The following is a 17,943-nucleotide window of genomic DNA, read 5'->3' on the forward strand; positions in this document are numbered from 1 at the left end:
CCTTAAAAAGTAGAAAGTTTCTTGTAAGAAGTCTTTATTCGTCAAAGGTTTCCAGCTCAGACAGTATTTTTGCTGGGACTTCTGATTGAGGGACTTCATTGGGACCCGAGATGACACGGGTTTTACTGATCTCTGCTTTGACTAAGGTATTTGGCGCGAATGGCTTCACATTTTCACCAGAAAGATCATAGGTCATGAGTTCTTTCTCGCCGTTTTTCTTAACAAACTCAAACGTGTACTTATACGTAAAGGAGCCATCGATTTTTTCACCGGAATCGCTGTACGTTTGGGTCTTTTCTGGGACTTTGTTGGGCGTGATGGCATAAGCCGTTATCCCTTGATAAGTTGTTGTATAGTACGTATAGCCAAAGTAGCCACCTACTGCTAAAATCAAAACGCCAAGCGTCAAAAGTAGTTTTTTCATGTGCATCGATCCTTTCAATTACTGGGTTTACTATAGCATGATGGAGCCAAAATCATTCATCGAAATGGATAACAATATTGTAAGTTTACTGATTATCAACAAAAAGCTTGTAACTTTCTGTTTAACAATTGTGATAATGAAAAATATTTCTGAAACCTTCTTGCAATATTGTAATGTTATTCTCTTACTTGTGCCCGATAGCGGGACAAATAATCAAAAGAGAGGTTTTTTCATTTGAAAAAATTTGCATTTACAGTTGTTGCAGGATTTGGTTTATTCGTTGGAGGAACAGTTGTTTCAGCAGCAGAACAAACCCATGTTGTCGAACCAGGAGACACCCTATCTGGGATCGCTGCTACTTATCAAACAACGGTCGAAGATCTTTTAGCTTTGAATGATTCGATCGAAAATCCAAATATGATTTTTGATGGCGAAACATTGTTGGTTTCTAACGATGGCCAATCAGTAGAAAACAAAGAAACAAGTACGAAAGAAAGCACAGAAAAAAGTGAATCTACAGCGACTGCTAACGTGAGTCAAACCCGTTCAAGCATTCCTGGTGCTGGTTCTGGTGTCTTGAATCCAGTGGACGGTATCAACTACTTCAATGGTGTGAGAGAATCGTACTACTCACAAAAAGTCTTGCCAGGAGGCGGGTTGAACATCCCTGGACGACATGTAGCATCAGACGGGACCATCCGTGATGCCGATGGGTACATCGTTGTTGCCAGCGACAATCAACCGAAAGGTTCGACTGGTCAATCATCCTTAGGTGCCTATAAAGTCTATGACACAGGTGTTGGTCATAGCGGTATTGATGTTTATACGAATTGGTAAGCAAGTAAAACTTGATCGAAAAAACTACTATACTATAACTGAAGCGAGCATTTAGTTTTGAACAGCTCGTCGCAGACGCTAAAAAAGCTGCGCCCATCAACTTTTAGGGCACAGCTTTTTTTATTTACTCCTTTGTTGTATCAGTTACTGTAGAAAAGAAAGCGCGGATATGGCTCGCAAGCAAAGCTGGACATTCAGCAGCTGCGAAATGCCCACCAGTGTTAAGCTCTTCCCAACGAAGGATCTTCGGGAAAAGTCTTTCTACGTACTCTTTTGGCGGACGTTCATGAGCTTGGGAAGTTAGTAAAACACCTAAAGGTACAAATGAACGGTCGAATTGGTTAGGCCACTGTGTATATTGGCCTTCATAGTAGAAGCGATTTGAAGAATTGATCGTTTCGGTGAACCAGTAAATAGACACATTGGTTAAGAGTGTGTCCAAGTCAAAGTGATAGTGGGTGTCTTCCTCATTCTGCATTGACCATAAATGCCATTTTTCAATAATGAAGGCAGCTAAACCTACAGGTGAATCATTGAGTCCATAAGCATACGTTTGTGGTTTTGTACTTAAACTATGAGCATAGCCACCTTCTTTTGCATACCAACGTTTACAAAGTGCCAAATATTCTGTTTCTGCTGTGCTCATAGGCGTTTCATCTGTTATAAGAGGACTAGGGTTTCCCGGTGAGGTGGTATGGTAGCCAATCACATTGTCTGGGTGATCCAAACATAGGAGACCGGCGATACTTGCTCCTAAATCATAACCATGAATTCCGAATTGATCATAGCCCAACCTCTTCATAAGTTTTAACAAAATCTGCCCAGCCTTGCGATCTTCAAAATGTCCCTCTTTTGGGATGTCAGAAAATCCATGTCCAGGAATCGAAGGAATGATGACATCAAAAGAAGCTTCTGGTGAACCACCAAAGGATTCTGGATCAGTTAGGAAGGGAATCAAATCCAAAAGCTCATAAATAGAACTCGGCCAACCATGGGGGATCAACAATGGTGTTGGATTGGGACCATGCCCACGTTCATGAATAAAATGAATCGTAATTCCATCAATCGTAGTTGTGAAATTGGCAAAAGCATTTATTCTCTTTTCTGCATTACGCCAATCAAATTCGTCTTGCCAATAAGAAATAATCGTTTTCATATCATCTAAAGGAATACCATAATTCCAGCCAGCATTGGCGGGTTCATCGGGATACCTTGTTAGCGCCAGGCGTTTTTTTAAGTCACTTAATGCTTTTTCTGAAATCCGTACTTCAAAAGGGCTAATTTCCATGGGACCTCCTAATAAAAATGTACTTGTTAAGAATTAGGATACATGAACGTATGTTCTTTTTACAGTTTTTCGCTTATTGAGTCAAAATTGAACCTGATTTTTAGGATGAAGAAGACAGATTCGGCTATCAAAATAGTAAAAATCGTCATCTGGTCTAGACTAATTATTGTAATCAAACACAACCTGTGGTATTATTGGACTATACCAAATAGAAACGGAGCGCTGATCATGGAAATTATTCGCGTTAAAGATGCTGCTCAAGGCGGAAAGAAAGCTTTTGAATTGATACAAGAAGGTATGGCAAATGGCGCCAAGGTGCTAGGTTTAGCAACAGGAAGCACGCCAGAGACCCTTTATGCAGAAATGACTGCCAGTGAAGTTGATTTTTCAGAAATGACTTCAGTCAACTTAGATGAATACGTAGGACTAGGCGGCGAAGACGAACAAAGCTATCGCTACTTCATGAATGCTCATTTATTCAATAAAAAACCATTCAAAGAAACCTTCGTACCAAACGGCAAAGCGGAAGACTTAGAAGCAGAATGCCAACGCTACGATAGCGTGATTGCGGATCACCCAGTTGATATCCAAATCTTGGGTATCGGTCAAAACGGACATATCGGCTTCAACGAACCTGGTGCATCCTTTGAAGGAACGACCTCAGTCGTTGATTTGACTGAATCGACCATCAATGCCAACAAACGCTACTTTGATAAAGTCGAAGACGTCCCGACGACGGCAATTTCAATGGGAATCGGTTCAATTATGCAAAGCAAAAAAATCATTTTGATGGCATTTGGCGAAGTCAAAGCGGATGCAATCCAAAAAATGATCGAAGGACCCGTAACCAACGAATTACCAGCTTCAGTTTTACAAAAGCATGATGACGTGATCGTGATCATCGATGAGGCTGCTGCCAGCAACCTGTAAAACAAAATCAGCCCTTTTCAGAAATAAGTCAGAAGGAAAACGCGCCATCCTTGCAGCTTCCCCCTGCGCTTGTGCAGTAATGCCAGCGCAGCTGCGAGCGATGGTTCGGATCTATCTTGCTTATTTCTGAGGAGGCTTTTTTTTATTTGGCCGCTCTAGCGATGTTTTTTCCTTTTTTCCATCAGAGATGCTATAGTTAAAAGAGAGAATACGAAGAAAAGAGGGATGCAAATGGTTGATATGCATTTATCCATTCCTGAAGTAGCACTGAGGTTGCTGTTGGCGATGGTCATGGGTGGCGCGATTGGGTACGAGCGGCAGTACAAAAGCCGACCAGCTGGTCTTAGAACCCATATCTTGGTTTGCATGGGGGCTTGTGTCATTGCTTTGATCCAAGTGGAGATCGCCACAGGTGCCATGCGAGATGCGCTGGATCATCCAGATTTAGCAGGCGTGATTCGTTCGGACGAAGCACGATTGATTGCGCAAGTCGTCAGCGGGGTCGGTTTTCTAGGCGCCGGAACGATCATTGTGACGAAGCGCTCGGTGACGGGGTTGACGACGGCTGCTTCCTTATGGGCGATCGCCGGTTTAGGAATTGCCATCGGGATGGGCTTTTACACCATCGCATTAAGCAGTTTTATCGGGATCTTCTTTGCATTGACGATCGTTAAGCGGATCGTCCGCGTACCAACAGCAAAGAAATTAGAAATCCAGTACATCCACCGCACCGAGACCAAAGAGTTTTTGACGGAGTACTTCCAAGAGAAAAATATCGTGATCGAAGATGTCAATTTTGATGTCAAATTCATGGAAGACTATCGCATTTATACCAACATTTATACGATTGATCTCCCGCGAGGACTAGGCTTTTCTGAAGTGATCGAAGAATTGTCTGTCTACAAAAATGTCACGAAGATCCGCTTAGTGGATATTGCTTAAAAGCAACAAAAAAGCGAGATTGAAACGTAACGCAAACAGGTACCGTTTGCTTCGTTCCAATCTCGCTTTTTGTTGTGTTTTAGAAACGTGGATCGATCCAGTTTTTTGCCATAGAGCGACTAGCATCCCAGGAATCCCAGCCATACCAAGCAGGCTCATTGATCGTATCAATGGATAACTTATAGGTCCAGTACATATGTCCGGCTCCTTGGTTCCAAGCTGTAATTGAAGCACGCCACAAAGTTTGATAAACTTCTTCTAATTCACTTTTTGTCAAACTACGGTTGCTACTGAATTCCTCTTGTGTGGGATTGATACCGCCTTTGGTATCTGTACCAACAGCATAGGAGTTGAACAAGGACCATTCTCCAACAAAAACCTCGACATATTGTGCAACCGTGGCGATCTCTTGGGCTAAGCCATCAATGAAAGACATGTATGCTTCCAAGGATTGCTCTGTGCCGGCCATTTCTGCCATCATAACGTATTGGTGCGTATCTAGCATGACATTGTGAAAATCGTTTTGTGTGAAAAACTCTTTCCAAGCATGCAATTGGAAGCCATCATGAAAGACGATCACTTTGTCATCGCTTAAATAGTTACGCATTCTTCGATAGGCATCTTGATAAAAAGTTCTCAAAAAGTCTAAAGAGATCGGTGCACTACCTTTTGCTAACGCAAGATCACGAGGTGGAAAACGATCCATGGGATTCATGCTGTGCCATACTTCACCATCTGTGATCGGTTCGTTTAATACTTCAATGCCCCACAATGCTTCGTGATCTGCATATCTTTTCGCCAAACGTTCCAAGACCGTTAATTCGAACGCCACTTCTTCGGGCATTTGTGCCCATCTGACTACACCCGAGAGACCACCATTGTCAAAACCATTTTGGCTGAAGGGAGCGGTATGCAGATCGATCAAGATTTTTAGGTCATAAGCCTTCGCCCAAGCGAAGGCTTTATCCAAATAGTCGATACAGCCAATAAAGGGGGCACGATCACCAAAAATAAAATAAGGGACAGGTATTCGAACGGTATTGAAGCCAGCTGCTGAAATGCGCAAGAAATCAGCTTCAGTGATGAATGTTTCACGATGAATCAACAGCCGTGCTTGGTATTCAGCTTCAGGTAGATCATAGGCTAAATAATACTCGTCATCGGCAGGTGTTCCTTGAAAGAGACTAGGTGCCATCCATTTTTCTAATACAAGCCAACCGCCTAGGTTGACGCCTCTAAGTTTTTGTTCCATCTTATAGTTCCTCCTTACTAATAGGTGTGGTTGTTTTATTGAAAGCGAGAAATAGAAAAATCAGAGCAATGATTGCCATGATTCCGGCAGCGATTCTGACTTGCATGACCGCCGTTGTCATGCCAAACAGTTGACTGATAAAGTTTATGACATAGGGGGAGGAAAAAGCACCAAGATTACAAGCGACCATTGCCAAAGAAACAACTAAGTTATTGGCTTCTGGATCTACATCGCTAAGAATGACACTGTATACATAAGGAACTACAAGATTGGCAAGATAAACCACTAATAGACCAATGAAAAAGACGGTCATCGTAGGTGCTAAAGTTATCGTGAAAAAACCAACCATTGCGAAACTGATGACGACAACTGGTGTAAAGCGCTTTAATAATTTGGTGATTTGACCAAAAGCTAATGCGACCAAGCTGCTAAAAATACCGGCGATCGCTAGTGCGGTGGAAAGAAAGCCTTGATTCGTCAGCGCCAATTCTTGAATCAGTAGTGCGGAAGAAGTAATGACGACCATCAAACTAATGAAGAATAAAAAGAGAGTCAAAATACCTAAAGTTACGCTTAATGGCAGCTTTCTTCTTTTTGTACCGATGGTTGATGACTGCGTTGTTTCAACTGGATTTTCATTGACGTTACGATAACCGAAAAGAAAAAGAAACAGAATCGGTAAGATGACCAAGTACACTAAGAATGAAGCTTGCCACGAGATCGTTAACAGTAAGCCCGCAGCAAACGTTGCTAGGCTATTTCCTAAAGTCATCACGGCTGATTGAATACCTAATAAGTTTTTTTGATCGGCACCTGTAAAGTTGTCGCCGATCAAGGAGACGGTCATTGAGTTAAAGAGCCCCAGACCTGCGCCAAACAAAATACGGGCAAATAAAATCAAGCCAAAGTTCATTGTAAATGCCGGTAAGATACCACCGACTAAAGCGATCATCAAGCCTAAACAGACCGTTCGCTTTTTGCCAAGTGCTTTGATAAACCATGAACTTAGCAGAATGAAAATCAAGATTGCCATTGATGGCAGTGTCAAAATAGATTGGACTTGTGCGGTGGTTCGGTCAGAAAAATCGTTCATAATAAAAGGTACGGCTGCTGCTACTGCACCAGCAGCTTGTACGACCAATGAAAGACTCAAAATTCCGATTTTTAACGGCAACCGACTTTTGATTGACATTGAATTTTCTGAAAGCATACATATTCCCCTTAATGTAGTGCAAAGCAAGTGTGCTGAGAATATCTCCCATCTTGCTATTTTGCAACTAACTATTTTTATTCCTGCAAACGATTTCTTGGTATTAATCATAAAGAATGCAGACAGGACTTGAAATATCAAAAAAAAGGGGAAATTTACCATTTTTCATTTATTATGCGAAAAAAAAGCTTTTTTTCGCATCCTCAGAGGAAGAAGTAGCAGTCGCTTTTCTCGAATTATTATTTGTCGATTACTTATTTTGTTGCTTCTAACTGGAACTTACGGTATTTATTCGGCGATATATTTGCCCATTTTTTGAATTGTCTCGTAAAGTGGGCGGCATTTTGATAGCCAATGATCTCTGCGATTTCGGCGATGGTCAATTTGGGTTGATGGAGATAGAATTTTGCCTGGTTGAAACGTAATTGATCTAAGTACTGTTTTGGACTACTAGCATAAACTTTTTTGAAAACCGTCAGCATCGTACTATTACTAATGTTCAATGAATTGGCTGTATAACTCATGGAAAGCAAGGCCTTGTTTTCTTCCGTTGGGCATTGTGTGTACGTACGAAAATTTTGTTGGATCGATTCTGCGATCGCTTTTGCTAAAACAAGGGAAGTGTTATCTGTATGCGCTAACTGATTTTTTTCATCTTCGACATAGTCTAGTAAGGCACGCATCAGTTCTAACAGTAAGATCTCAATGGCGATTTTTTCTTTCATTCCAAAGTATCCGCTTGCCAAAAACGCAATGTATTGCTGAAGGATCGCAACGATCGCTTGGTAAGCGGGATTTGTCTTTTTTAGTAGTAAAGGACAATACATCAACAACTGTTGCTGAATCTCAGGATCATCAAGATCGAAATGCATACAAAAATACTCTAAACCTTCTGCTACGAGACAAGTATTTTCATGAGCGGTACCAGGCGGTATCAGGATCACATCATTTGCCACAAAATCAAACTGCCTGCCTTCAAATATTGTGCGCTGCTCTCCATCAATGATCATCATGATCTCAAAAGCAAAGTGGGTCTCTTGCGGTGCACACCATCCTTGGGAAACACGTTGCTTGTGTCCACCAAAGGTTTTTAAATTGATATCGATATCGGGCAATTTGACCAGCTGCTCTAGCCATTTAGGTGTTGGGTTCATTCAGAACGACCTCCTTAAAAATGAAAAATGGTAAGTATTGGCTTTTTTTTGATATTCATTCTACCCTAAAAGTTTCGTAAGATAAATGTAGCAACCAAATAAAACGGTTTCACTTTATCGCATTCGCCTGCAAACGATGATAAAAAAACTGTCGTTTGGTTGCAAAACGAATAAAAAGTTAAGAATAGGAAGGAAGCTTATGACAATCATCAAAAATCCAGTTATTCCTGGAATGGCGCCTGATCCCTCTATCATTTGTGTGGATGAGCGTTATTATATCGCAACTTCAACCTTCCATTGGACACCTGGGATTCAACTTTTCGAATCAAAGGATCTTGCGAATTGGCAACTTGTTGGCTATGCCTTGAACAATGAAGAAGTGAATTTACGTGGAACCAATACACCAGCTGGTATTTGGGCACCGCATTTATCTTATGATCCACAAACAAAACGATTTTGGCTGGCGTATTCACATATGGTCAACATGGCAGGACGTGAATTTAATGCTGATTCCTATGCCATTTGGGCGACTGACATCCGAGGACCATGGTCAGAACCGATTTATTTTACCTCAATTGGCTTTGATCCAGCGCTGTTTCATGACGAGGATGGGCGGCATTATTTAACGATTTTGGAATGGGAAACAAGAGAAGGTTATCAAGCGCCGGGGCATATCGTTCTTGCGGAGATCGACTTGCCTTCAGGTAAATTACTGTCCCCTTGGCATCGCGTAACGCAAGGATTCACCACCAGAGGGTGTGCGGAAGCACCCCAAATCTACAAGCATCAAGGGGCGTACTTTTTATTGCTGGCATCTGGAGGCACGGGCTATGCTCATGGCGTGGAAGTCGGTCGCGCAGAAACTATTTTTGGCCCTTATGAAGCACATCCTTCAGGCGAACCGATCCTTACTTCTTCTCCAAGGCATCTGTTTTCTTTGGGCGACCCTGATGCTGGGCATTTTGAAATGGTCAATCCTCATTCAGTGATGCAAAAAGCAGGACATGGTTCGCTCGTCCATACCCATACTGATGAATGGTTCATGGCTCATTTAATGGCAAGACCCTTAGAGGGGCAGCTGTTGAATCCTCTTGGAAGAGAAGCTTCTATTCAAAGGATGCACTGGACCGAGGACAATTGGTTGGAAATGGAAGATGGAAGCAATTTGGCAAAAATGACTTTTAAAGGATTAGCTGGTGTTCCAATTGACAATGAACCAAACACTGATTTATTTGATTCATTTCAAGAGCCGCAGTATCTGTTAGAATTTATGACACCGTATCGCCAACAGCATCAGTCATGGGTCAGTACGCAAAAGCGGCAGGGGTTCTTACGGATCTATGGGGGCAATTCCTTGTTTTCACAGATGAATCCTGCCATCATGGCAACACGAGCAACCTCTTTCACCTATGAGGTGGAGACCTTGTTGGAGTTTCAACCGAACCATTATTCACAAACAGCAGGACTTGGGCTTTATTATGATTCAAACAATTGGTTATATGCTCATGTTACCTATTCAGAAGAAAAGCGATGTCCTTATTTGACTCTCTTACAAGCAAAATTAGGACAAAGGATCGAATATGTAAATACGCGCGTCATCGTTCCCGAAGGAAATATTCAGCTGAAAATTGGATACGACCACGGGATCGCAAATGTCTACTATCGATTAGAGGAACAAGAGACTTGGCAAATTTTGCTCCAAGATCTGTCAGTGGCTTACTTATCTGATGAAGGAGTTAATGGAATGCCTGGAGAAATAGGTGGCTTCACAGGATTGTTTACTTTTATTGGTGCCGTGGATGCACATCAACATCAATCCTATGCTGATTTTGCTTATTATAAAGTGACGAATCATTCGCCTGCGTCTTAATCAGGCTCCTTATGGAGTGAGCACCGTATCATACTTTCACTAAACAAATAAAAACCTTCAAGAGAAACACAAACGTGTAGCTCTCGAAGGTTTTTTGTATGAAGGAATTGTCATCGCAGTGGATTGCCTGATTACTTGAAAAAAGAACCAGTTAGCAAGACCGATACAATAACGATCACGATTGAAGTCAGCAAATTGACCCCTTCATTCGTTACAAAGGAAAGACCGCCGACTTGCTTGGTCGCAACGTCGTGGTGGACTTTTTTTTCGGTGTATTGGTGACAGACAGGACATTGATAGCGCACCTGAATCGTTGCGCCTAGTAAGCTGTCCAAAAGACTACCGCAAAAGCCTAAGACAGTCAAGGTCAACCAGAGATCAAAGGAGAACGGCTTGCCGTTCAACCATAAAGCTGTTGCGAATAAACCAGTGATGGCGAGACTCCCTGCTAGGGAAGCGGCAGTTCCCAACCAACTGACACCGCCGGAAAGTCCCGGTGGTAATTTTTTTCCCGTTAGTAAGTGACGCGGTGCACTTGGACTCAGCACGCCGATTTCTGAGCCCCAAGTGTCAGCCGTACAGCTAGCGACTCCCGCCACAAATCCCCAAAGGAATAGCGGTTCTTTCGTCCAAAAGGCAAGCAGTAGAGCAAAGATGCTTGGTGCGATGTTCGCAAAGACTTGTTTTGCATCACGGCGAGCACCTTTGGCAAGCACAGCTGACTCTGGCTGACTGCGCATTTTCTTTAAAAGACCAATGATGCCAGAGCTGGCAAAGAAAAAGCCAATCAAAAAGATGCTGTACCACGGACCAAAGCCAATGACTAGTGTGCCGCAAAGAATCGCAGCCAGTGCGCCAGAAATAGTCAGCCACTGAAAGATGAATGCTGCCGCTGCAACGAATGTACTGGCAAACAAGCCCAGCATGAATTGATAGAAGAAAACCATTTGAACACTCCTTTGCGTATAGTGTAGCATAGGTCTCATTTATTTTATCGCAGTTAACAAAAAAATAGTAAGGGAGATAGCTTTTTACTCGTCAAATGAGAGCGTTTCATTTAAGCTAAAGGAGAGAGGTGATCCAATGAAAATCATAATTATAGGTGGGTCTTTTGGTGGTGTCAGCTGCGCCCGTGAAGCACGTCGATTATACCCTGACGCAGAGATTCTACTGATAGAAAAAAAAGCCCATCTTGGGTTTGTTCCAAGCGGCTTGTTATTGCTGATCGAAGGCAGGATCGCTTCGCTGGAAGAAGCATTCTTTTGTACGAAGGAGCAGCTGGAGGCAGAAACGATCGACGTAGCTTTAGAAGAAACCCTTCTAGAAGTCTTTCCTTCGGATCATCGGATTCGAACGGATAAGCGAGAACTAAGTTATGATCGACTCGTCTTGGCAGCAGGCTCTAGTCAGGATTCCACTGTTTTGCCGCAACCAGAAGAAGCACTGCTGACCTACAAAGAATATGAAGCAGCGAAGCATTTCTTGCAGCAATTGCCCCAAGCAGAGTCGATTACCATCGTAGGTGCTGGTCAAGCGGGGATGGAAGCGGCGAATACCTTGACTGCGATCGGAAAAAAAGTCAGTGTGATCGAATCAATGTCATATCCTTTGTTCAAGTACTTTGATCGCGATTTTTTGCAGCCCTTTTTAACGGAGATCGAAAAAAGCCCCAACTTGCAGCTGCATTGGTCGGAGCCAACCTTGGCAGTCGTTAAAACGGAAACAGGCTTTCGGATCGAAACCGCCGATCAAGGCTATGAAAGTGACCTTGTATTGACGACAGTTAACGTTCATCCTCGCTTGCCAGAGGCATTTGCGGTCTTTGAATTACACAGTGATCAAACCATCTGGACAGATGCCTACTTGGAAACTTCTGCCACGGATATTTTTGCGGTCGGCGATTTGATTCAAATTCCAAATGCTATTACGAAAGATACGGTCTACATGCCCTTAGTCAACAATGCTGTTCGATCAGGGATCGCGGCAGCTCGCAATCTAGCAAGCAAAACAACTCCTTTTCGTGGTGGATTGCGGACAGTCGGTACACAATTGTTTGAGTGGTATTTAGCCAGTACTGGTTTGACCGAGTCGGATCAGTTTTTCTATGAATCCCCGATCGTCTGTCACACTTTTACGGCTGCCGCTTCCCTTTTTGATTCGACGCAGGTTCATGGAAAAGTGATGATCGATCAAGCCAGCGGCCGAATCGTTGGTGCGCAGCTATTATCAAAAGCCAATATTTTGGAAAAAATCAATTTACTAGCGTTTGCGATCGAGCAGCAGGCAACGATGGAGGAGCTGACCCAAAAAGACTTTTTCTTCCATCCACGGTTCACGAATGTGTTGGATCAAACCTTCATATGGTCGGGAAGTGATGCCGATGAGACTTGATCAGTTATTAGAAAAAAAAGAAGCAAAGCAATTGCAGCTGCTCAAAAAGCTTTTACTGGTGGGCGGAAAAATGGAGACGCACGAGCTGGCGAGCTATCTTGGTATCAGTAAGCCTTCCTTGGAAAAATATGTGGAGGAGTTGCAAGATGAGCTGGCTCACTACCAAGAGCAGTGTCGATTGTATTACCGAAATGGTTCACTGGTTTTTGAAATGAGTCCCACCTTTTCTCTTAACCAAATTGAATGGGCATTTTATCGTTCGGCATTGAAATTTCAAATTCTCGAGCATCTTTTACAACATCAAGAAGTGACGACTGTCCAGCTGGCACAAAAATTAGCGGTCAGCGAGTCATCCTTGTTTCGCAAAATCAAAGAGCTAAATGGCTTGCTAGCAGAATTCGAGTTAGAGATCTGGCAAGGAAAGCTGATTGGGGAAGAAACGCAAATTCGTTATTTCTATTTTGAACTCTTTTGGTATGTTCATTCTTTTGACAGTCAGCCATTGCCGATCGATGAGAAATATGTCGGTCTGATCACTCGCGGCCTGAACATGCGTTTTACGAAAGAAGCCCAACAGCGCTTGTCCTTATGGCTGAGGATCATGAAGGCGCGACTGAAAATTACTACTCAATCCTTTCAAGTCTTACGGGAGAAAATGGTACCCTACACGAAAGATCCTTTGTTTCAGCAATTACGGGAGTTAGTATTTCGTGGGTTTGGCCATTATGCATTAGAAGTCAGAGAAGAGGAGGCGATGCTGCACTTTGTCTTTTTACTGTCGTTCTCGGTGTTATCAGAACACGATCTGCAAGTGTATATGCTGCAGCGTTCTCGGTTTACGCCAACTGCCTTGACGGATACCTTGATTTTGGAACATATTTTGCATCTCTACCGCCCATCGTTTGTTCCCCGTGAAATCGAAGCCACTTGTTATGGTCACCTGCTGCAGATCCACAGCCGCGTGTATTTTTTCAAAGGGGATGTGGAGGTTTTTGATCGAGAAAATATTTGGCAGTTAGAAGCGCAGCTATCCAGTCGTAACATCCAGCAAATCAGTCACGAACTATTGGATAAGGCTTTAGCAGAGCTTGATATCAAGCCATCTGATAAAAATAGTTTGTTGATGATGACGATGGTCAAATACTTGAGCGTGATCACGATCATCGATTATCAAATCAATCGGGAGTTTCGCGTCGGGATCGCTTTGAAAATGGATGAACTGTTTAAAGAAGCCCTCTACTACATGTGGCTGCTGTATCTCAAAAATTTGAATGGCGTAGTCGTGGAACGCTATCGCCCGGAACAAGAATATGATTTGATCTTGGCAAATTATGCTATCGAGACGAAAACACCGACTTATCGAATCAGTGAACTAGGTACCGCTTATGATCGGGAAACGATCAAAAAAATGATCCGCGAACGCTTTCAATAGTGGATTTCGTCAATTTATTAGAAATTTGAAAAAAAATTGACGAACCACATAGCGAAAGTTCGGCTAAAATAAAAGCAAGTCAGAAAGCGCTAACAAGAAGAGCGTATAAAAAACTAAAGGGAGCGAATCAAATGGCAGAAAAAAATTATGTAATGGCGATCGACCAAGGAACCACTAGTTCAAGAGCAATTATTTTTGATCGTAACGGGAAAAAAATCGGCAGTTCACAAAAAGAGTTTCCGCAATACTTTCCAAAATCGGGTTGGGTAGAACACAACGCCAATGAAATTTGGAACTCTGTCCAATCAGTCATCGCAGGGGCATTTATTGAATCAGGTATCCGACCAGAAGCAATCGCCGGCATCGGGATCACTAACCAGCGTGAAACGACAGTGGTTTGGGACAAAACGACAGGCCAGCCGATCGCAAATGCAATCGTTTGGCAATCCCGCCAATCTTCACCGATCGCTGACCAATTAAAAGCAGATGGCCATACAGAGATGATTCATGAAAAAACTGGGTTAGTCATTGATGCGTATTTCTCAGCGACCAAGGTGCGCTGGCTTTTAGACAATATCGAAGGGGCACAAGAAAAGGCGGATAATGGCGAGCTACTTTTCGGAACGATCGATTCATGGCTTGTGTGGAAACTGACAGATGGGCAAGTCCATGTCACCGATTACTCCAATGCTAGTCGGACGATGCTTTACAACATTCATAAATTAGAGTGGGATCAAGAAATCTTGGATCTTTTGAACATTCCAAGCTCGATGTTGCCAGAAGTCAAAAGCAACTCAGAAGTCTATGGTCACACCCGCAGCTACCATTTTTACGGCAGTGAAGTACCAATCGCCGGAATGGCTGGAGACCAACAAGCCGCCCTCTTTGGACAAATGGCCTTTGAAAAAGGTATGATCAAAAATACTTACGGCACTGGGGCATTTATTGTCATGAATACGGGTGAAGAACCACAATTGTCTGACAATGACCTACTGACGACCATCGGGTATGGTATCAACGGCAAAGTCTATTATGCCTTAGAAGGAAGTATCTTCGTTGCTGGATCAGCGATCCAATGGCTGCGGGATGGTCTACGCATGATCGAGACTTCGCCACAATCAGAAGAAATAGCTGCCAAAGCAAAAGGTGATAATGAAGTGTATGTGGTGCCTGCCTTTACTGGATTGGGTGCGCCTTACTGGGATTCAGATGCAAGAGGAGCCGTCTTTGGCTTGACTCGTGGGACGACGAAGGAAGATTTTGTTCGGGCAACATTGCAAGCTGTTGCGTATCAATCAAAAGATGTCATCGACACGATGAAAAAAGATTCCGGTATCGATATCCCATTGCTGAAAGTCGATGGCGGGGCAGCCAAAAACGATTTATTGATGCAGTTCCAAGCGGACATTTTAGACATTGACGTACAACGAGCAGCGAATCTGGAAACAACCGCATTAGGTGCAGCTTACTTGGCAGGGCTAGCGGTTGGCTTCTGGAAAGACTTGGATGAATTGAAATCAATGGCAGAAGAAGGGCAAATGTTTACGCCAGAAATGCCAGCAGAAGAAAGAGACAATTTGTACGAAGGTTGGAAACAAGCGGTGGCGGCTACTCAGACCTTCAAATTCAAAGCGAAGAAAGAAGGCGAGTAAGCCATGACCTTTTCTCACAAAGATCGGAAGCAAACCATTCAAGAAGCGGCAAAGACCACCTATGATGTATTGATCATCGGTGGTGGGATCACTGGCGCAGGGGTTGCTGTTCAAACCGCAGCCGCTGGGATGAAGACGGTTCTTTTGGAAATGCAAGACTTTGCCGAAGGGACGTCTTCGCGGTCCACGAAACTCGTTCATGGCGGTATTCGTTATTTGAAAACCTTTGACGTGGAAGTGGTCGCTGACACCGTGCGGGAACGGGCAATCGTCCAACAAATTGCTCCCCATATCCCGAAACCAGATCCGATGCTTTTACCGATTTACGATGAACCGGGGGCAACCTTCTCTTTGTTTTCTGTCAAAGTGGCGATGGATCTTTATGATCGCTTAGCAAATGTGACAGGCAGTAAATACGAAAATTATCTGTTGACGAAAGAAGAGGTCTTAGAACGCGAACCACAGCTGCAGGCGGAAAACTTAGTTGGTGGTGGAGTCTATCTTGATTTTCGCAACAACGATGCCCGCTTGGTGATCGAAAACATCAAACGAGCACAAGCCGATGGGGCAGCAATGATCAGTAAAGCCAAAGTCGTCGGCATCTTACATGATGAGCAAGGCATCATCAATGGGGTAGAAGTGGAGGATCAACTGACAAACGAGCGCTTTGAGGTTCACGCCAAAGTCGTGATCAACACGACCGGCCCTTGGTCAGACATCGTTCGTCAATTAGACAAGAATGATGAGCTGCCGCCACAAATGCGTCCGACGAAAGGTGTCCATTTAGTGGTCGATCGGGAAAAACTAAAAGTGCCGCAACCAACCTATTTTGATAATGGGAAAAATGATGGTCGGATGGTTTTCGTGGTTCCAAGAGAAAACAAGACCTATTTTGGCACAACCGATACGGACTATACAGGCGATTTTGCCCATCCGACGGTCACACAAGAAGATGTCGATTATCTACTGACCATCGTGAATGAACGCTTTCCACATGCACAAATCACCCTTGATGATATCGAAGCGAGCTGGGCTGGTCTACGTCCATTGATTACGAATAATGGTGGTTCGGATTACAATGGCGGCGGTAAAGGCAAACTATCGGATGAAAGCTTTGAGCAGATCGTTGAAAGCGTCAAAGAATATCTTGCAGATGAGCGGCAGCGACCAGTTGTAGAAAAAGCTGTAAAACAAGCGCAAGAACGAGTAGAAGCCAGCAAAGTGGATCCATCGCAAGTTTCTCGCGGCAGCAGTTTGGAACGCTCAAAAGACGGACTATTGACGTTGGCAGGCGGAAAAATCACCGACTATCGTTTGATGGCGGAAGGAGCAGTCAAACGGATCAATGAATTGCTTCAAGAAAGCGGTGCTTCCTTCGAGTTAGTGGATTCAACCACGTACCCAGTTTCTGGTGGGGAGCTTGATGCAGCCAATGTAGAGGAAGAATTAGCGAAGCTGGCTGACCAAGCGCAAGCCGCTGGGTTCAATGAAGCAGATGCGACGTATTTGGCTCATCTTTATGGGTCGAATCTTCCCCAAGTGTTGAACTACAAGACGAAGTTTGAGGGCTTAGATGAAAAAGAAAGCACTGCCTTGAACTATTCCTTGCATGAAGAAATGGTTCTGACGCCTGTCGATTATCTATTGCGTCGGACCAACCATATCCTATTTATGCGAGATACCTTAGATGAAGTCAAAGCCGGCGTCGTTGCAGCTATGACCGACTTCTTTGGCTGGGACGAGGAAGAAAAAGCAGCCCATGTAGCAGAATTGAACCAAGTGATCGCAGAATCAGATTTAACAGCCTTAAAAGGAGGAAAAAAAGATGAATGAGACAACCCAGATCTTTAGTGAATTTCTAGGAACGGCTATTTTGGTTTTGTTAGGGGATGGCGTGTGTGCGGCTGTCAATCTGAAAAAGAGTAAAGCAGAAGCCTCTGGCTGGATCGTGATCGCGATGGGCTGGGCAACGGCGGTAACGATTGCCGTTTACGTTTCAGGGTACATGGGACCTGCTCACTTGAATCCAGCCGTTACATTAGGCATGGCGATGACAGGGAATTTTTCTTGGAGCTTAGCTGTACCGTTTATGCTGGCGCAGATTGCTGGTGCGATCGTAGGGGCAATCCTCGTTTGGCTCAACTACTTGCCATTATGGGATGAAACAAAAGACCAAGGCGCGATTTTAGGCACCTTTGCAACAGGGCCTGCAGTTCGTAATTTAGTATCGAATACGATCACTGAAGTAATTGGTACCTTTGTCTTAGTCTTTGGCTTATTGGCTTTTGGTGCCAATACCTTTACGGATGGATTAAATCCCATCGTTGTTGGGATCTTGATCTTAGCGATCGGACTGTCTCTTGGTGGACCAACAGGCTATGCCATCAACCCGGCACGGGACTTAGGACCACGGATCGCTCACCAAATCTTACCAATCAAAAACAAAGGGACTTCCGATTGGGGCTATGCGTTAGTACCAATCATCGGTCCAATGATCGGTGCAGCGATCGCAGCTGGTTTGTTTATGATGTTGCCATTATAAACGATGTTATTTTAAGGAT

Annotated in this window: 15 protein-coding genes; 9 read left to right on the plus strand and 6 right to left on the minus strand. The window is 43.7% G+C overall.

The window, feature by feature from the left end; all coding sequences use genetic code 11:
• Positions 1-34 precede the first annotated feature (34 nt).
• Positions 35-424 (minus strand): DUF1093 domain-containing protein, encoded by a 390-nt coding sequence (locus tag ENLAB_RS12545; RefSeq protein ID WP_005237494.1) that lies wholly within the window; start codon positions 422-424, stop codon positions 35-37.
• Between the two features lie 234 nt (positions 425-658).
• Here ENLAB_RS12545 and ENLAB_RS12550 point away from each other — a divergent pair, with 234 nt between their 5' ends.
• Positions 659-1,261 (plus strand): LysM peptidoglycan-binding domain-containing protein, encoded by a 603-nt coding sequence (locus tag ENLAB_RS12550; protein WP_016611944.1) that lies wholly within the window; start codon positions 659-661, stop codon positions 1,259-1,261.
• Between the two features lie 124 nt (positions 1,262-1,385).
• Here ENLAB_RS12550 and ENLAB_RS12555 read toward each other — a convergent pair whose 3' ends face one another.
• Positions 1,386-2,549, minus strand: coding sequence for an epoxide hydrolase family protein (locus tag ENLAB_RS12555; protein WP_244351366.1), 1,164 nt, complete (start codon positions 2,547-2,549; stop codon positions 1,386-1,388).
• 228 nt (positions 2,550-2,777) lie between these two features.
• Between ENLAB_RS12555 and nagB the strand changes: the two genes are divergently transcribed.
• Positions 2,778-3,479: a glucosamine-6-phosphate deaminase gene (nagB, locus tag ENLAB_RS12560; protein WP_005225171.1), complete on the plus strand. Its 702-nt coding sequence runs from the start codon at positions 2,778-2,780 to the stop codon at positions 3,477-3,479.
• Positions 3,480-3,710: 231 nt separating this feature from the next.
• The gene (locus tag ENLAB_RS12565; protein WP_008377072.1) at positions 3,711-4,421 is read left to right on the plus strand and encodes an MgtC/SapB family protein; all 711 of its coding nucleotides are present in this window, start codon (positions 3,711-3,713) and stop codon (positions 4,419-4,421) included.
• 79 nt (positions 4,422-4,500) lie between these two features.
• Here ENLAB_RS12565 and ENLAB_RS12570 read toward each other — a convergent pair whose 3' ends face one another.
• The 3 genes from ENLAB_RS12570 to ENLAB_RS12580 all read right to left on the minus strand — a co-directional run bounded on the left by ENLAB_RS12570 (position 4,501) and on the right by ENLAB_RS12580 (position 8,037).
• Positions 4,501-5,673: a glycoside hydrolase family 5 protein gene (locus tag ENLAB_RS12570; protein WP_244351368.1), complete on the minus strand. Its 1,173-nt coding sequence runs from the start codon at positions 5,671-5,673 to the stop codon at positions 4,501-4,503.
• A 1-nt stretch (position 5,674) separates the two neighbouring features.
• On the minus strand, positions 5,675-6,883 hold the full coding sequence (locus tag ENLAB_RS12575; RefSeq protein ID WP_244351369.1) for an MFS transporter: 1,209 nt from the start codon (positions 6,881-6,883) through the stop codon (positions 5,675-5,677).
• 254 nt (positions 6,884-7,137) lie between these two features.
• Positions 7,138-8,037 (minus strand): helix-turn-helix domain-containing protein, encoded by a 900-nt coding sequence (locus tag ENLAB_RS12580; protein WP_244351370.1) that lies wholly within the window; start codon positions 8,035-8,037, stop codon positions 7,138-7,140.
• Positions 8,038-8,236: 199 nt separating this feature from the next.
• On the opposite strand from ENLAB_RS12580, the gene ENLAB_RS12585 reads away from it, so the two are divergent.
• Positions 8,237-9,907 carry a glycoside hydrolase family 43 protein gene (locus tag ENLAB_RS12585; protein ID WP_244351371.1) on the plus strand — a complete coding sequence of 557 codons (1,671 nt, stop codon included), beginning with the start codon at positions 8,237-8,239 and terminating at the stop codon, positions 9,905-9,907.
• 131 nt (positions 9,908-10,038) lie between these two features.
• Here the strand turns inward: ENLAB_RS12585 and ENLAB_RS12590 are convergent, their stop codons facing one another.
• On the minus strand, positions 10,039-10,854 hold the full coding sequence (locus ENLAB_RS12590) for a DUF92 domain-containing protein (RefSeq protein WP_244351372.1): 816 nt from the start codon (positions 10,852-10,854) through the stop codon (positions 10,039-10,041).
• A gap of 136 nt (positions 10,855-10,990) precedes the next feature.
• On the opposite strand from ENLAB_RS12590, the gene ENLAB_RS12595 reads away from it, so the two are divergent.
• The 5 genes from ENLAB_RS12595 to ENLAB_RS12615 all read left to right on the plus strand — a co-directional run bounded on the left by ENLAB_RS12595 (position 10,991) and on the right by ENLAB_RS12615 (position 17,924).
• Entirely contained in the window at positions 10,991-12,298 is a 1,308-nt protein-coding gene (locus ENLAB_RS12595; protein ID WP_223080499.1) for an NAD(P)/FAD-dependent oxidoreductase, read from the plus strand.
• On the plus strand, positions 12,288-13,730 hold the full coding sequence (locus ENLAB_RS12600; RefSeq protein WP_244351374.1) for an AcpB/EbpR/MafR family transcriptional regulator: 1,443 nt from the start codon (positions 12,288-12,290) through the stop codon (positions 13,728-13,730). Before ENLAB_RS12595 ends, ENLAB_RS12600 begins: the two co-directional genes overlap by 11 nt.
• Before the next feature lie 131 nt (positions 13,731-13,861).
• Complete coding sequence (gene glpK / locus ENLAB_RS12605) at positions 13,862-15,382, plus strand: glycerol kinase GlpK (protein ID WP_086293308.1); 1,521 nt, start codon at positions 13,862-13,864, stop codon at positions 15,380-15,382.
• Between the two features lie 3 nt (positions 15,383-15,385).
• Positions 15,386-17,215 (plus strand): type 1 glycerol-3-phosphate oxidase, encoded by a 1,830-nt coding sequence (glpO, locus tag ENLAB_RS12610; protein WP_244351376.1) that lies wholly within the window; start codon positions 15,386-15,388, stop codon positions 17,213-17,215.
• Positions 17,208-17,924, plus strand: a complete 717-nt coding sequence (locus ENLAB_RS12615; RefSeq protein ID WP_005225178.1) for an MIP/aquaporin family protein — start codon at positions 17,208-17,210, stop codon at positions 17,922-17,924. Before glpO ends, ENLAB_RS12615 begins: the two co-directional genes overlap by 8 nt.
• The last annotated feature ends 19 nt before the right edge of the window (positions 17,925-17,943 follow it).

Origin of the sequence: Enterococcus innesii (genome assembly GCF_022846515.1) — a bacterium.
GTDB lineage: Bacteria > Bacillota > Bacilli > Lactobacillales > Enterococcaceae > Enterococcus_D > Enterococcus_D innesii.

Bases quoted from the DNA above. Each gene is read 5' to 3' on its own strand.
- ENLAB_RS12615 (WP_005225178.1), top strand. From the start codon at position 17,208: ATGAATGAGACAACCCAGATCTTTAGTGAATTTCTAGGAACGGCTATT.
- nagB (WP_005225171.1), top strand. From the start codon at position 2,778: ATGGAAATTATTCGCGTTAAAGATGCTGCTCAAGGCGGAAAGAAAGCT.
- ENLAB_RS12585 (WP_244351371.1), top strand. From the start codon at position 8,237: ATGACAATCATCAAAAATCCAGTTATTCCTGGAATGGCGCCTGATCCC.
- ENLAB_RS12565 (WP_008377072.1), top strand. From the start codon at position 3,711: ATGGTTGATATGCATTTATCCATTCCTGAAGTAGCACTGAGGTTGCTG.
- ENLAB_RS12570 (WP_244351368.1), bottom strand. From the start codon at position 5,673: ATGGAACAAAAACTTAGAGGCGTCAACCTAGGCGGTTGGCTTGTATTA.
- ENLAB_RS12575 (WP_244351369.1), bottom strand. From the start codon at position 6,883: ATGCTTTCAGAAAATTCAATGTCAATCAAAAGTCGGTTGCCGTTAAAA.
- ENLAB_RS12580 (WP_244351370.1), bottom strand. From the start codon at position 8,037: ATGAACCCAACACCTAAATGGCTAGAGCAGCTGGTCAAATTGCCCGAT.
- ENLAB_RS12545 (WP_005237494.1), bottom strand. From the start codon at position 424: ATGAAAAAACTACTTTTGACGCTTGGCGTTTTGATTTTAGCAGTAGGT.
- ENLAB_RS12595 (WP_223080499.1), top strand. From the start codon at position 10,991: ATGAAAATCATAATTATAGGTGGGTCTTTTGGTGGTGTCAGCTGCGCC.
- glpO (WP_244351376.1), top strand. From the start codon at position 15,386: ATGACCTTTTCTCACAAAGATCGGAAGCAAACCATTCAAGAAGCGGCA.
- ENLAB_RS12590 (WP_244351372.1), bottom strand. From the start codon at position 10,854: ATGGTTTTCTTCTATCAATTCATGCTGGGCTTGTTTGCCAGTACATTC.
- ENLAB_RS12555 (WP_244351366.1), bottom strand. From the start codon at position 2,549: ATGGAAATTAGCCCTTTTGAAGTACGGATTTCAGAAAAAGCATTAAGT.
- ENLAB_RS12600 (WP_244351374.1), top strand. From the start codon at position 12,288: ATGAGACTTGATCAGTTATTAGAAAAAAAAGAAGCAAAGCAATTGCAG.
- glpK (WP_086293308.1), top strand. From the start codon at position 13,862: ATGGCAGAAAAAAATTATGTAATGGCGATCGACCAAGGAACCACTAGT.